The sequence below is a fragment of the Thermanaerothrix sp. genome (genome assembly GCF_056331585.1).
The window spans coordinates 25,066-38,212 of record NZ_JBWGPQ010000013.1 but is presented as its reverse complement, the minus strand read 5'-3'; the positions used below and the strand labels follow the sequence as shown (position 1 = coordinate 38,212).

Here is a 13,147-nt window from a genome sequence, read left to right as displayed (position 1 = left end):
AAGAGCGATAAAGTAAAATTTCCTCGATACAATCTCAAACCAGAGTTCTCACTGTACATTAATCTTACTATGGCATAATCGGGCTGGATACCCTGGGCTAGACAAGAATATCGGTTTACCAAAAGGAGGTCAGATGGGTCAGTCGGCTGTTGGAACTCCCGTGCGAAGCGGAAACCGGGCAAAATTCTTAATTGGTGGTCTATTGATTGTGGCGGCGATCATTTATCTCATTGTTTCGTCCACCCAGGCCAGTGCGCAATATTTTCTCACGGTAGATGAACTCAATGCCAGGGCTGGGGAGGTGAGAGGCCGCGAAGTGCGCATCTCGGGGGCGGTGCTTGGGGATACTATTCAGTATGACCCGCAATCATTGCAGTTAAGTTTTGAGATTGCCCATGTCCCTGGTGATAATAAAGAGATTGAGGCGCAGGGTGGCTTAGCCGCCGTTCTTCACGCTGCGGTTTCCGATCCCACGCGAGCACGGATTAAGGTGGTATATCACGGGGTGAAACCCGACTTGCTGCGTCACGAAGCCCAGGCGATTGTAACCGGCCACCTGGGTGAGGATGGTGTGTTTTACGCTGAGGAGTTATTGCTCAAATGCCCGACCAAATATGAAGAAGCCCTGCCGGAGCAGGCCGGCAATTGATCCCCCTCATTTACCCTGGCGGATGGGTTCATTTTATAAATAAAAGCCATCCGCTGGTGTTTACCGGCCGGGATGTAGAGAGGAGAACCTATGATTGCTGAGGTTGGCTTTGGTGCGCTCGTTGTTGCGTTCATTGTGGCGATTTATGGCATTGTGGCAGCCGTTTATGGGGCACGTCGCCATATAGAACCATGGTTGGAAAGTGGGCGTCGCGCCATGCTGCTCACCTGGCCACTTATCACGTTATCGGTGGTGTGTCTGGTCAGTTTGTTGGTGAGTGGCCATTATGAAGTGCAGTATGTGTACAACGTTACCAGTAACTTCATGCCCCTTTACCTCAAGATCACTGCGTTGTGGGGCGGGCAGGCTGGTTCCTTGGTTTTTTGGTCCTGGTTGATGGCGGCTTTTGCCTCCGCTGTGACCTTGCGCAAGTGGGAAAGAGATCGTGAGTTTCTGCCCTGGGTCGTTGTTGTAACCCTGGTGACGCTGGCATTTTTCCTGGGGCTGGTCATCTTTGTTGAAAATCCTTTTGTCCGCTTCTGGCAAATGCCCGACGGGCGGCAGGCGGTGGCGATGTTCGCACCACGGGGAGCTATCCCACTGGTGCCGATGGATGGTCGTGGGCTTAACCCGCTTTTACGTCACCCGGGGATGATTCTGCATCCTCCTATGCTCTATTTGGGTTTTGTATCGTTTGTCATTCCTTATGCCTTTGGTGTGGCGGCGTTGATCACCGGGCGCACCGATGATCGCTGGATCCGCATCACCCGCCGCTGGACGCTGATAGCCTGGTTGTTCCTGTCGTTAGGCCTTATCCTGGGTAGCCGCTGGGCATATGATGTCCTGGGCTGGGGCGGTTATTGGGGCTGGGACCCGGTAGAGATTGCCGCTTTTATGCCCTGGTTGAGCGGGACGGCCTTTTTGCACTCGGTCATGATCCAGGAAAAACGCGGCCTTTTCAAGCGCTGGAACATGATATTGGTCATTTTGACTTACGCGTTAGTTATTTTTGGTACCTTCTTGACCCGATCAGGCGTACTTTCTTCCGTTCACGCTTTTGCTCAAAGTGCGATCGGCCCGCTCTTCTTTGGCTTTATTGCACTTACGTTTGCGGCATCCATGGGACTGTTGCTTTACCGTTGGAACGATTTACGCTCTGAGGGCGTGATGACCTCACTGCTCTCACGCGAAGCGCTTTTTCTGCTCAATAACCTGCTGTTTATGGGGATTCTGGTGGTGTGTTTCTGGGGGGTGATCTACCCCCTGATCTCGGAGATTGTCACCGGGCAGAAAGTTACCGTTGGACCGTCCTATTATGAGCGCTCAACTGGGCCACTTTTTGCCGCTCTCTTACTCTTGATGGGCATTGCGCCCCTCTCGGCCTGGGGGCATTCCACGGTAAAAACGCTGGGGCGGGCTTTGTGGAAACCGCTAGTAGCCTCAGTATTGGTGGTGATAGGGTTGTGGTTGAGTGGTGTTCGCGCCTGGAGTGCTTTGTTGGCTTTCTGGCTGGTGGCGCTGGTTGCGCTGGTCACTCTCTACGAATATTATCGCGCGGTGGTGGCGCGACATCGCCGTACCGGGGAAAACTACCTGCTGGCGCTGTGGAATTTGGCCGGGCGTAACCGCCGCCGTTACGGTGGTTATATCATTCACCTGGGTGTGGTTTTGATGGCATTGGGAATCATCGGGATTGAACTTTTCCAGACCGAGACCCAGGGCACCGTGCAGCCTGGCGGTTCGATCCGTTTGGGCGACTACACAATGCTCTTTCAACGCCTGGATGTCTTCGATACCCAGGATGGTCGCAACGTAGCCCGTGCTGTGATCTCGGTATTCAAAGGCGATCGCTTTGTGGGTGAATTGCACCCACGGCGCGACTTTTTCTACGACTCTCAACAGACCATGACCATTCCAGGGGTGCGCAGTACCATGGAAGATGACTTTTATGTCATCCTGGTGGATTGGCAATCTTCGGCTCAAGGGATCACGTTCAAGGTTTATCATAATCCGCTGGTTAACTGGCTTTGGCTGGGTGGCTTGGTCTTTATTTTAGGGACGCTGGTGGCGGCCTGGCCGGATCGTGAAGGAGAGCCGGCGCGCGCCCGGGCGTCCCAGACGCTGGTGACCCAAAGGGTGAAACCATGAGCGGTAAAGTTTGGCACGTGTTTCCCGCTCCATTGACGGTAGTGTTGGGGATCATTTTAAGCCTTGTGCTCGTCGGGATTGCGGCGGGGTGGGCTTCAGCCCAACAGCCCACCCCCTCGGATGATGAGGTCAACGCGATTGCTAAGACCATGTATTGCCCGGTGTGCGAGAATGTCCCTTTGGATGTTTGCCCCACCCAGGCGTGTGCGCAGTGGCGGGAACTCATTCGCCAAAAACTGGCTGAAGGGTGGACAGAGCAGCAGATTAAGGATTACTTTGTGGCTCAATATGGGGATCGCGTACTGGGGGAACCTCCACGTCGTGGTCTACACTGGTTGGTATATGTGTTGCCTCCTCTCTCTTTCCTCGTGGGCGTGCTAATTCTCGCGAATGTTTTTCGGAATATGCGCCGACCGAAAGCAGTTGCTATGTCACCCGGTCCGGCGATCCATGCTGCCCCGTCTGGAGATGATCCTTATGTGCAGCAACTTGAAGAAGAGTTGCGTCGGCGCGAGCGGGGCGACTGATTTATATCGTTAGGGAGAAACGCGATGAACACCGAATCCAAACCTGCAACGGGTTCACGACCTTTATCTCCGGTGATTGTTGTAGGTTCTTTCCTCTTGTTGTTGGCCTTTTTATTTCTAATCGGCCAAGGTTTGCGCCGCGCTTATGCTGGCCCGATCGCCATTGGTCAAAAAGTCCCCGCCTTTGAGTTAACCACCTTTGAGGGTGAGGTTATCCGTACGACGGATTGGCAGGGGAAGGTGATTGTGGTTAATTTTTGGGCCTCATGGTGTAAGCCCTGTGAACAGGAAGCGGCAGATCTAGAACGGGCTTGGCAGCACTATCGCGAAGGGGGAGAGGTACTGTTTTTAGGCGTGGACTATGTGGATACCGAGCCCGAAGCACGGGCCTTCATTGAAAAATTTGGCCTTACCTATCCCAACGGCCCGGATTTGCGCACCAAAATTTCCCAAATGTTTCGGATTCAAGGTGTGCCTGAGACTTATATTATTGACCGCGCAGGCCGACTGGCTTTTGTGAAAAAAGGGCCCACGTCTTTTAATGAGATAACAGGGGTTATTGACCGATTACTGGCGCAAGCCCCGTGAGGAGTTACCCTTTATGGAATTAGGTGCTTTATTTCTCATCCTGGCTTTAGCACTACTGGTTGGTTTTTACCTTAGCCAACCTCTGTTTGATCCGCGTTTACGACGAGTCTCGGTGGCGGCTCAGACCATTGCGGATACACGTGAGCATGTACGTTCCAGTTTGCTGGCCGAACGGGATCGGCTGATCAATGCCTTGCTTGAATTGGAATTTGATTATGCGCTGGGTAAAATTCCCGAGGAAGATTATCCCGTCCAACGCGACGCTTTGCGTCAGGCAGCCGTTCAGGTCTTACGCCAGTTGGATGAATTTGAGGTTAAACGTGACGAGAGCGTTGCCGAGGAGCAGTTAGAAGCGGCATTGGCAGCCCGCCGCGCGCAACGTAAAGGCGAGGCCTTACCCGAAGAAATGGACGAGATTGAACGTCTGATTGCCGAACGCCGCCGTGAACGGCAGGGGAAAGTGGCTGGCTTTTGCCCGCACTGCGGTCAGCCGGTGCGGCAAGAAGACCGGTTTTGCCCGAAGTGTGGTGTGGCGTTGAAGGGGGGTGAATGAACGCATCGAAGAATCACCGCACTCGTGTAGCTTTGGGTGTTCTTGTTGGGGGGTGGCTAGCTCTAATCCTAGCCGGGTGCTCGCTGGCAGCGGATGTCACCCCTCCCCCAGATGCTCAATCGTTCCTCGCTGCACAACCCACCCCGACTGGCGAAGCACTTCCGCTTGTTCCACCAGACCCGCGTCAGGGGGAAACGATTTACCGAGAAAAGTGTGCTCCTTGCCACGGCGAGCAAGGGATGGGCGATGGTCCTCAGGCAGCCCAGCTGCCTGTCCCCGTGCCTGCTCTGGCCGATCCGAAGCGGGCTCGTGAGGCTAATCCAGTGGCTTGGTATGATATGGTAACTCGGGGTAACATTGAACGCTACATGCCCGGTTTTCGGTCATTGAGTGATCGGCAGCGGTGGGATGTCGTGGCTTATGTGCTCTCATTGAGTCTCTCCTCCACCTCATTACAACGTGGGGCAGAGGTTTATGCCCAGAGTTGTCAATCCTGCCATGGTCCTGACGGGAGAGGAAATGGCCCTCAGGCCGTAGCATTGAGCACGAAGATATCCAATTGGCGCAGTGAACCGGGAATTTTGGCAGGGTATTCCCTACGCGATATGTTTACAAGGATTCAGAACGGCACGACAACGGGCATGCCCGCCTTTGGCGAAACCTTGAGCGAAGCCGATATATGGGCGGTGGCAGAGTACGTGCGTTACCTCTCTTTTGCCTCGGATTCCGTAGCCCCCGCCCCTGCCGAAGCCGAAACCCCCACCGTATCTGGAACGCCCGAAAGTGCGGTGGTCCCTGCCCCATTGACCGCCCCGCCATCATCCGTGGCATTCCTCACGGTTAAAGGACAGGTCAATAACGCAACTTTGGGAACGCCTTTGCCGGATTTCGAGGTGCATCTGCTGGCCTTTGATGGCATGAGCACAGTCTTTGAACGTTCCACCCGTACCGATTCAGAGGGTCGCTTCATTTTTACCGATGTAGAGGTTCAGCCGAGCCGCATTTTACTGGCTACGGTGAAATATCAAGGGCTCTCTTTTGAATCCCAAGCCTACCATGTCCAAGATCAGGATATGGCCGCGCCTGACCGACCCATTGATCTCTCCATTGCGGTGTATGAGACGACGACCGATCCCACGGTGTTACAGGCCGAACGGATGCATGTATTTCTGGATATTTTGAATCAGGAACGTTTGCAGGTGGTTGAACTTCTGCTCTATACCAATGCCGGGGATCGGGTGCTGGTGGCGGCACAAACCGGTGATCCCGTTTTCACCGTTGCGTTGCCGGCGGGCGCGGAAAACTTGCAATTTCAGGATAGCGTACTAGGCGAACGTTATGTAGAGACCCCAAACGGCTTCGGGGATACCCAACCGGTTTACCCGGGAATGAACAATCAACTATTGTTTGCCTATGAGTTGCCACTAACCCATCAAGTTTCGCTGGCGATTCCCGTACCAATGCCCGTTGATGCGGTGGTGGTCATGGCACCCCAGGAGGGGGTTACGCTGAGCGGGCCACAGTTACAGGCGATGGGCACGCGTCAGGTGCAGGGAATGACCCTCCAAGTCTACACCGCCTCGGCCTTGGAAGCCGGAAGTACCTTGAACCTCACTTTGGGGTTGCAGCAAACTTTTCCCTGGCGCCTAAACTTAACCACGGGCAGTGGTCTGATCCTGGGACTGACGGTGTTCATCCTGGTAGCCTTGGGTTTGGGATGGTGGTATTGGCGCCAGACGCGTCTTACACGGCTGCCGGAGCCGGTTGAGGTGGAAACCGATGATGCAACGGCTATTCTGGATGCAATTATCGCTCTGGATGATCTTTACCGGGCCGGTGAGCTGCCAGAGGAGGCGTATCGTACACGCCGTGAGGAATTGAAAGCACGCTTACGCGCTTTGAAATCGCGCGAAAGGTAAACGGTATGACGATCATTGAAGTGCGCCATCTCACCAAACGTTTTGGTCCTAAGGTGGTCCTCCGCGGCTTGGATTTATCGGTGGCAGAAGGTGAGTTTGTCGCATTACTGGGCCCGAACGGTGCTGGTAAAACCACGTTATTGCGCATTTTAGCCTCTCTTTCCAAACCGACCCTGGGAGAGGTGTGGATTGCCGGTTACCGCTTAAGCGACCAGGCGGCATGGGTGAGGCGGCGTTTGGGAGTGGTTTCTCATCAACCGTTGCTTTATGGTGATTTGAGCGCGGAGGAGAATTTGCGTTTTTATGCCCGCCTCTACGGGTTGAAAAACGCCGAGGCACGTGTTCGCGAAATCTTGAATCTGGTGGGTCTATGGCCGCGGCGGCGCGATTTGGTGCGCACTTTCTCGCGCGGGATGCAGCAACGTTTGGCAATTGGGCGGGCGATCCTGCATGATCCGGAGGTGCTCTTGCTTGATGAGCCCCACACCGGATTGGATCAAGAAGCCTGCGATATGCTTGATCATCTCTTGCGTCAGGTGGCGGCGTTGGGACGCACTGTCGTCATGACCTCGCATGACCTGGCGCGTGCTGCTGACCTAGCTTCACGCTTTGATGTACTCAGTGGAGGGCGTATTCAGGCCAGCGCGCGACGTGAGGACCTCGCGGGTGATGCCTTACTGACCTTCTATCGTCAGGCATTGATCCCTGATCCTAACGTGGTTTCAGAAAGGGTGCAGGCATGAAGGCGGCGGGGGTGGTGTCATTCTGGCAAGCAACCTTAGCGGTTCTTTGGAAAGATCTGGCCGCCGAATGGCGCAGCCGCGAGATGCTCTCGGCGATGTTGGTATTTGCTTTGTTGGTGGTCTTTATTTTTAACTTTGCCCTCGAACTGCAAACCCAATTGCGTGCCGGCCTGAGCGCTGGGGTGTTATGGGTGACCCTGACGTTCGCTGGGACGCTTGGCCTCAACCGTTCATTAGCGGTGGAAAAAGATCGAGGCTGCTTGGATGGGTTGCTGCTTGCCCCGGTGGATCGGGTAGCCATTTATGCCGGCAAGGCCCTGGCGAACTGGGTGTTTATGCTGATTGTGGCTGTGATTATGCTGCCGCTCTTTGGGCTTTTCTATAATGCCGGGCTGATTTTGCCCGGGGTTATCCTGGTGGTTCTGTTGGGGTCGGAGGGATATGTTGCCGTCGGTACGTTGCTGGCCAGCATGGCCGTTCAGGCCCGCACTCGAGATATCCTATTGCCCATCTTATTATTCCCGGTAGTGATTCCGGTCGTCGTGGCGGCGGTCAAAGCCACAGGCGGGTATTTGCAAGCATTGCCGATGGAGGAAATCCGGCCCTGGCTAAACTTACTCGCGGTTTATGATGTGATTTTCACCTCGGTGGCCTTTATGGTGTTCGACTCGATTTTGGAAGAATAATGCTGTAAGGAGGTAATAATGAGGACAACTCCCCGCACATTAGTGGTGATGGATGTTATTGCTGGTCTGGCGTTGGTAGTTGCGACCGGTATGGTCTTTTTATATGCCCCCCTGGAGCGGGTCATGGGGGCGGTTCAAAAAGTGTTTTATTTCCACGTTGCAGCCGGTTGGGTTGGGATGCTGGGTTTTGGATTGGCCGCTATCGCGGGAATCGCCTATCTTGTCACCCGCCAGGGACGTTGGGATCTGTTGGGTGTGGCTGCGATTGAGATTGGTTTGGTGTTTACCTTGATCAATGTGGTAACGGGGATGATCTGGGCGCGTCCGATTTGGAATACCTGGTGGACTTGGGATCCACGCCTTACCACGGCCACCATCATGGAACTGGTGTATATTGCCTACCTAATGCTTCGCCAGGGCATTGAAGAGCCAGAACGGCGAGCGCGCTTCAGTGCCGTTTATGCCATTGTAGGCTTTCTGAGTGTGCCGCTAACCTTCTTTTCGATTCGCATCTTTCGCACGATTCACCCGGTGGTGTTAGGGGGAGGGGATCCGACGGTGACGGGTACCTTCAGCATGACCCCGCGCATGACCCAGACGCTGATGGTCAGTCTGGCAGCATTCTCGCTGTTATTCGTTGCTTTGCTCTGGCACCGGGTGCGGCTGGGCAAATTGGGGGAACGGGTTGAGCAACTTCGCCTTAAATTACAGTCTTGAGGGACGGTGTCGATGGATCAACCGGCTAACACAGTGAATTATTTTATTGCGGGATATATTGTCATCTTTAGTGCCATACTGGCTTACCTGATCAGCCTGGTCGTGCGTTGGCACAATCTGCGCCAGGATGAGGATCTGCTGATGCAACTTGAAGCCGAGCAGCAGCGGCCTCGTGCCGATGAATGACCCAATAATCTGATAAATAATGGGAAAATCACCTAAGTATTACGCGGTATGGCGGGGGCGTCAGCCAGGAGTGTTTGACTCCTGGGAGGCGTGCCGGGAACAAGTGGAAGGCTTTCCGGGGGCGCAGTATTTAGGATTTGAGACCCGAGAAGCCGCGGAACAAGCCCTCCAAAGGCCGTACCACGAGGTATTGGCAGAACGCCGACCACAACCGCTTCAACCTCTTACCAAACCGACCCAGGGTTATTGCGTAGACGCGGCCTACGATACGGCTCATCGCCGTTTAGAATACCGCTGTGTTCAACTCCCCACCCGGCGCGAGGTCTTTCGAGTCGGGCCACTACCGGATGGAAGCAACAATATCGGCGAGTTTCTGGCCATAGTGGAAACGCTCATGTTACTAAAAGAACGCGGGGATGCGGCGCCGGTTTATTCGGATTCGCGGATTGCACTCCTGTGGGTAACGCTCAAACGCTGCCGCACCCGTATCCCTCCCCGTCCGGAATATGCGGCGCTTTTTGAGCGTATCCGGCGGGCTGAACGTTGGCTGCAGAATAACACTTTTGCTAATCCCTTGCTCAAGTGGGAGACGGCGCTTTGGGGTGAGAACCCAGCGGATTTTGGACGTAAATAGCAGGATCACTGGCATTAATGAATGCATCCAACGGGGTTTTAGATGTCCCGTTGGATGCATTTTCAGGGGTGTGGCTTCAGAAAACGTAGGTCCGGAGAGGTTCGATTTTGCGCGTGTCTCTACGCTGTTTGGTCTTGGGGAATCCGGGGCAATCGTGATGGGATAGCGGCGATTTCCTCTTCGGGGAGAGCCAAGTCTTCTAATTGCCCATTGTTGTAAGCATTGTAGGCGCTCAAGTCAAAATGTCCATGGCCGGAGAGGTTGAAGAGGATCACCCGTTTTTCTCCCGTTTCCTTGGCTTTGAGGGCTTCGTCAATAGCAACCCGGATAGCGTGGGCCGATTCGGGGGCGGGCAAGATGCCTTCGGTGCGGGTAAAGAGTACCGCAGCCTCAAAAACGGCGCGTTGGGGCACGGCCACGGCTTCAATGTAACCGGTGTCATAGAGGGCACACAAGGTAGGTGCCATACCGTGGTAACGCAGACCACCGGCATGAATGGCTGGCGGGACAAACGAATGTCCCAACGTATACATTTTCATCAAGGGGGTCATGCCAGCAGTATCGCCAAAGTCGTAGGCATAGATACCGCGGGTCAGGGAGGGGGCTGCGGTGGGCTCAACGGCGATCAGGCGAGTGCGGTGTCCGTTGCGCAGGTTTTCGCGAAGGAAGGGGAAGGCAATGCCAGAGAAATTGGAACCACCGCCGATACATCCGATCACCATATCGGGATATTCACCAGCCATGTCCATTTGTTTCAGTGCTTCTTCTCCAATAACGGTTTGATGTAAGACGACGTGATTAAGCACTGACCCCAGGCTATACTTCTTCTTACCGCCAGAAGTTGCTGCCACTTCAACGGCTTCGGAGATGGCTATGCCCAGAGAGCCGGGGCTTTCGGGATCAGCCGCAAGAATAGCTCGTCCGGCTTGAGTGCGGTCAGTGGGGCTGGCAAAAACCTGGGCACCATAGGTTTCCATGAGGAAACGGCGATAGGGTTTTTGTTGATATGAGACTTTGACCATGTAAACCTCGAGGTCAAGGTCAAAGAAACGGCAGGCCATTGCCAGCGCCGAACCCCATTGCCCGGCACCGGTTTCGGTTGTCAATGCTTGAGTACCTGCCACTTTATTGTAGAAGGCTTGGGCCAGAGCCGTATTCGTCTTGTGGCTCCCAGAGGGCGAAACCCCCTCGTATTTATAGTAGATATGCGCGGGAGTTCCTAACACTTTTTCCAAACGGCGGGCGCGGATCAAGGGCGTGGGGCGGTAAAGTTTATAGGCTTCGCGCACCGGTTCGGGGATCTCAATGTAGCGCTCCTGGCTGACTTCTTGCAGGATGAGATCCATTGGGAAAAGCACGCTGAGCGTATCGGGGGTTAAGGGCTGACCGGTGGCAGGGTGGAGAGGTGGGCTAAGGGGCACGGGCATGTCGGCCAAAATGTTATACCAGAAGCGGGGCAGGTCATTTTCGCTGAGAATAAAACGGGTTTGTTCAGTCATGGTATACCTCCTTTGGAATCTATAGAACTGTTTTTTGGCGATTAATCAAAAAGCGTGCTCGTCTCGATGGGAGACGAACACGCTTTGGTGTCCGCGGTGCCACTCCGATTAGGCGGCTTTGCTAATGAAAAACCCCTGGTGAAAGCACACAGGGGAAAAGCCAGCCTCACTCGTTACGGGTACGGTGGTTACCCACGATACCCTTTGCCCTGATAACGGTGGCAACTCCGGCTCAGGCTACTGCCCTCAAAACTTGAGGTGGTTCACCCTGCGACTCCGAGGTCCATTCGGCAGTGCTGTACGCGCAGGCTCTCACCTTACCCTGCTCTCTGGAGCGCCTTAGCGCTGCTTACTCGTCCTCTTCATCGTCTTTCGGGTATTTTGTTTGGCCTGATTATACGAGGTTTACCCAATTTGTCAATAGCCAGAGACCATAATTTTATCAACATATCAAGGGCTTCACGGTCGTAAACCCAATATATCTCGTTTGCAATCCGGCTTAATTGACCCTGGTGCATGCCGTTTTTGCCATTCGGCAAGGGATACACCAACAGGTCTACCGGAACGAGCAAAGCTGGGGTATCCCAAGGAACGGCACGTTGTTCTGAGGGTTGGTTTGTTGCACCAATCACGGCAATGACATTTAGATCACTGCCAACCCCTCCAGTCTCCTCTGGCATAAGGGCCAAAGTCGCCAATGCGGAGGATGTGTGAATGCGATTTTGCCGGATGCAAAGCCCACGTTTGGCGCGCTTGGCAAGCGCTCTTGGCATCAGGCCATTTTATGACGGACGAATTCAAGGATTTGGTGGGCATAATCAAGTGCTTGTTCACTTTGTAATGCATCATAATATTCAAATGGTGCTCCTGCAGGATGCCATTCGGGTAGCGGGTGGGGATGTAAAAATGGTCCAATACACGTGCTTTTTCAATCATGTTGGTGAGGATATTTACGTCGGGGGTGGTTCAATGAGCAGACGGGCCACCACATGTTCCCACGCTTCTTAGCGGTAAAAAAGGTGGAGCGCCTTAATGGCTTTCTCAGCGGCCTGGTGTGCTGCAAAACATGCCCCTTCGTGGCGTTCGGCACGCCCCGAGTCAGCAGTCAGTTCTAGGCCGCGCTCGGCCTGTTTCAACACCAACCAAGGGCACGATTAGGTATTGGATCCATGTCCTTTTATCATAATGATTAAAGTATAGGCTCGCCCCTTGCTACTAGGCGAAGCAATGCAATTAAATCCCTAAAGAGACGGACTGTTCTCTTCCTGTAGGCAGAGGTACGATAACGTCCATTCTGATGGTAAGGTCAGTATAAATCGGTTATGTGCTGGGGTGTGTTCGCTGAGTGAGCACAGCGGAGAGCAGGATGATGAACAGATAAGCCGTGATCGCTAATAGGATATAGGCCGTGGTGCGAATATCCATCGCCATTAAGAGCAGGCTGATGACCAATCCACCCAGCGGAACGGCGATGCAAGAGATGGTGAGAGCCTTGCGCTGAAGCCGCCGCAAACCATAACAGGCCACACAGGCAATTGTCCATAATAATACAACCACGTAATACATTGTGACCTCCCTATCCCCACCTGGCCTGAGTATGCGCAAGAAGGGCTTTATTGATCAAAGTGCAGGCCAAGTGACTACTTTCATTATATAAGAATATTTTATCAATTGCAATAAGAAATAATTATACTAAATGGACAATCAAAGTAAACAACAATGCCCCAATACCTTGTGGGTCCGGGGCATTGAGATGCAGTTGGTCAGGTTGATTAGAAGGCGGCGTCTTAAAGCGCGTTACGATTCATCAAATCCATCTCACGCAGGACATTTAACCCGAGAGCACCACCCTGCATGACCAGGAAAAGCCCGATTCCGGTGAAGAGAGGGGTACTGATATTGGTGATCAGGAATGAGACCGCGGAAGGCTGACGCAACACTTCTGCCAGACTCAAACTTTGTTGAGTGAGGGTGATTTGTACATTAACCGCTTGGGCCACGGCATCGGCTATAAAGGCAATAAGCACGACCCATGAAAAAACACCGAGCAACGTCGTGATTAGCGTGAGCGTTCTGCTATTATATAGCACTGGCTCATTGTTCTCTATGGTTTCAGATAAATCAGGGGTTGTTTCCACAGTTATAACTCCTTGGTTGTTATGATTCACCTCATCGCGAGGATGGAATCATTTTAACACCTAAACCCTTTCTGGTGCCGGTGAAATTTGGCAGGCGCGGTAAAGATGTGGCGCTGGCGCGATAGAGAGAGAGGGCTTAAAATTAGAGCGCTTGGCTATC

General features: G+C 53.6%; 14 protein-coding genes and 1 pseudogene. 11 read left to right on the top strand and 4 right to left on the bottom strand.

From position 1 onward, the window contains the following. The first annotated feature begins 133 nt into the window (after positions 1 to 133). The 11 genes from AC01YT_RS06585 (at position 134) to AC01YT_RS06535 (ending at position 9,350) form a co-directional block, all read left to right on the top strand. Positions 134 to 649: a cytochrome c maturation protein CcmE gene (locus AC01YT_RS06585; protein ID WP_476673836.1), complete on the top strand. Its 516-nt coding sequence runs from the start codon at positions 134 to 136 to the stop codon at positions 647 to 649. 90 nt (positions 650 to 739) lie between these two features. After that, complete coding sequence (locus AC01YT_RS06580) at positions 740 to 2,797, top strand: heme lyase CcmF/NrfE family subunit (protein WP_476673834.1); 2,058 nt, start codon at positions 740 to 742, stop codon at positions 2,795 to 2,797. Continuing rightward, positions 2,794 to 3,324, top strand: coding sequence for a cytochrome c-type biogenesis protein (locus tag AC01YT_RS06575; protein WP_476673832.1), 531 nt, complete (start codon positions 2,794 to 2,796; stop codon positions 3,322 to 3,324). The genes AC01YT_RS06580 and AC01YT_RS06575 overlap by 4 nt, the downstream gene beginning before the upstream one ends. Before the next feature lie 24 nt (positions 3,325 to 3,348). Continuing rightward, on the top strand, positions 3,349 to 3,912 hold the full coding sequence (locus AC01YT_RS06570; RefSeq protein WP_476673831.1) for a TlpA family protein disulfide reductase: 564 nt from the start codon (positions 3,349 to 3,351) through the stop codon (positions 3,910 to 3,912). 13 nt (positions 3,913 to 3,925) lie between these two features. Next, positions 3,926 to 4,465: a zinc ribbon domain-containing protein gene (locus AC01YT_RS06565; RefSeq protein ID WP_476673829.1), complete on the top strand. Its 540-nt coding sequence runs from the start codon at positions 3,926 to 3,928 to the stop codon at positions 4,463 to 4,465. Next, positions 4,462 to 6,384, top strand: a complete 1,923-nt coding sequence (locus AC01YT_RS06560) for a c-type cytochrome (RefSeq protein WP_476673827.1) — start codon at positions 4,462 to 4,464, stop codon at positions 6,382 to 6,384. Before AC01YT_RS06565 ends, AC01YT_RS06560 begins: the two co-directional genes overlap by 4 nt. Positions 6,385 to 6,389: 5 nt before the next feature. After that, the gene (gene ccmA, locus AC01YT_RS06555; RefSeq protein WP_476673825.1) at positions 6,390 to 7,127 is read left to right on the top strand and encodes a heme ABC exporter ATP-binding protein CcmA; all 738 of its coding nucleotides are present in this window, start codon (positions 6,390 to 6,392) and stop codon (positions 7,125 to 7,127) included. Next, positions 7,124 to 7,813, top strand: a complete 690-nt coding sequence (locus tag AC01YT_RS06550; RefSeq protein WP_476673823.1) for a heme exporter protein CcmB — start codon at positions 7,124 to 7,126, stop codon at positions 7,811 to 7,813. Before ccmA ends, AC01YT_RS06550 begins: the two co-directional genes overlap by 4 nt. An 18-nt stretch (positions 7,814 to 7,831) precedes the next feature. Further along, positions 7,832 to 8,530, top strand: a complete 699-nt coding sequence (gene ccsA / locus AC01YT_RS06545; protein ID WP_476673821.1) for a cytochrome c biogenesis protein CcsA — start codon at positions 7,832 to 7,834, stop codon at positions 8,528 to 8,530. Between the two features lie 12 nt (positions 8,531 to 8,542). Continuing rightward, positions 8,543 to 8,716: a hypothetical protein gene (locus AC01YT_RS06540; protein WP_476673819.1), complete on the top strand. Its 174-nt coding sequence runs from the start codon at positions 8,543 to 8,545 to the stop codon at positions 8,714 to 8,716. A gap of 19 nt (positions 8,717 to 8,735) precedes the next feature. Beyond that, positions 8,736 to 9,350 carry a ribonuclease H1 domain-containing protein gene (locus tag AC01YT_RS06535; RefSeq protein ID WP_476673817.1) on the top strand — a complete coding sequence of 205 codons (615 nt, stop codon included), beginning with the start codon at positions 8,736 to 8,738 and terminating at the stop codon, positions 9,348 to 9,350. A gap of 119 nt (positions 9,351 to 9,469) precedes the next feature. Here the strand turns inward: AC01YT_RS06535 and AC01YT_RS06530 are convergent, their stop codons facing one another. From AC01YT_RS06530 to AC01YT_RS06515, 4 genes and pseudogenes are all read right to left on the bottom strand, one after another. Next, positions 9,470 to 10,849, bottom strand: coding sequence for a TrpB-like pyridoxal phosphate-dependent enzyme (locus AC01YT_RS06530; protein WP_476673815.1), 1,380 nt, complete (start codon positions 10,847 to 10,849; stop codon positions 9,470 to 9,472). Positions 10,850 to 11,621: 772 nt separating this feature from the next. Beyond that, positions 11,622 to 12,020, bottom strand: a pseudogene (locus tag AC01YT_RS06525) (HEPN domain-containing protein). Between the two features lie 149 nt (positions 12,021 to 12,169). Then, the gene (locus AC01YT_RS06520) at positions 12,170 to 12,415 is read right to left on the bottom strand and encodes a hypothetical protein (protein ID WP_476673813.1); all 246 of its coding nucleotides are present in this window, start codon (positions 12,413 to 12,415) and stop codon (positions 12,170 to 12,172) included. Between the two features lie 221 nt (positions 12,416 to 12,636). Then, positions 12,637 to 12,987: a hypothetical protein gene (locus AC01YT_RS06515; protein WP_476673811.1), complete on the bottom strand. Its 351-nt coding sequence runs from the start codon at positions 12,985 to 12,987 to the stop codon at positions 12,637 to 12,639. Positions 12,988 to 13,147: the final 160 nt, after the last annotated feature.

Coding starts and splice junctions, on each gene's coding strand:
- AC01YT_RS06585 (WP_476673836.1), top strand. CDS start 134: ATGGGTCAGTCGGCTGTTGGAACTCCCGTGCGAAGCGGAAACCGGGCA.
- AC01YT_RS06580 (WP_476673834.1), top strand. CDS start 740: ATGATTGCTGAGGTTGGCTTTGGTGCGCTCGTTGTTGCGTTCATTGTG.
- AC01YT_RS06575 (WP_476673832.1), top strand. CDS start 2,794: ATGAGCGGTAAAGTTTGGCACGTGTTTCCCGCTCCATTGACGGTAGTG.
- AC01YT_RS06570 (WP_476673831.1), top strand. CDS start 3,349: ATGAACACCGAATCCAAACCTGCAACGGGTTCACGACCTTTATCTCCG.
- AC01YT_RS06565 (WP_476673829.1), top strand. CDS start 3,926: ATGGAATTAGGTGCTTTATTTCTCATCCTGGCTTTAGCACTACTGGTT.
- AC01YT_RS06560 (WP_476673827.1), top strand. CDS start 4,462: ATGAACGCATCGAAGAATCACCGCACTCGTGTAGCTTTGGGTGTTCTT.
- ccmA (WP_476673825.1), top strand. CDS start 6,390: ATGACGATCATTGAAGTGCGCCATCTCACCAAACGTTTTGGTCCTAAG.
- AC01YT_RS06550 (WP_476673823.1), top strand. CDS start 7,124: ATGAAGGCGGCGGGGGTGGTGTCATTCTGGCAAGCAACCTTAGCGGTT.
- ccsA (WP_476673821.1), top strand. CDS start 7,832: ATGAGGACAACTCCCCGCACATTAGTGGTGATGGATGTTATTGCTGGT.
- AC01YT_RS06540 (WP_476673819.1), top strand. CDS start 8,543: ATGGATCAACCGGCTAACACAGTGAATTATTTTATTGCGGGATATATT.
- AC01YT_RS06535 (WP_476673817.1), top strand. CDS start 8,736: ATGGGAAAATCACCTAAGTATTACGCGGTATGGCGGGGGCGTCAGCCA.
- AC01YT_RS06530 (WP_476673815.1), bottom strand. CDS start 10,849: ATGACTGAACAAACCCGTTTTATTCTCAGCGAAAATGACCTGCCCCGC.
- AC01YT_RS06520 (WP_476673813.1), bottom strand. CDS start 12,415: ATGTATTACGTGGTTGTATTATTATGGACAATTGCCTGTGTGGCCTGT.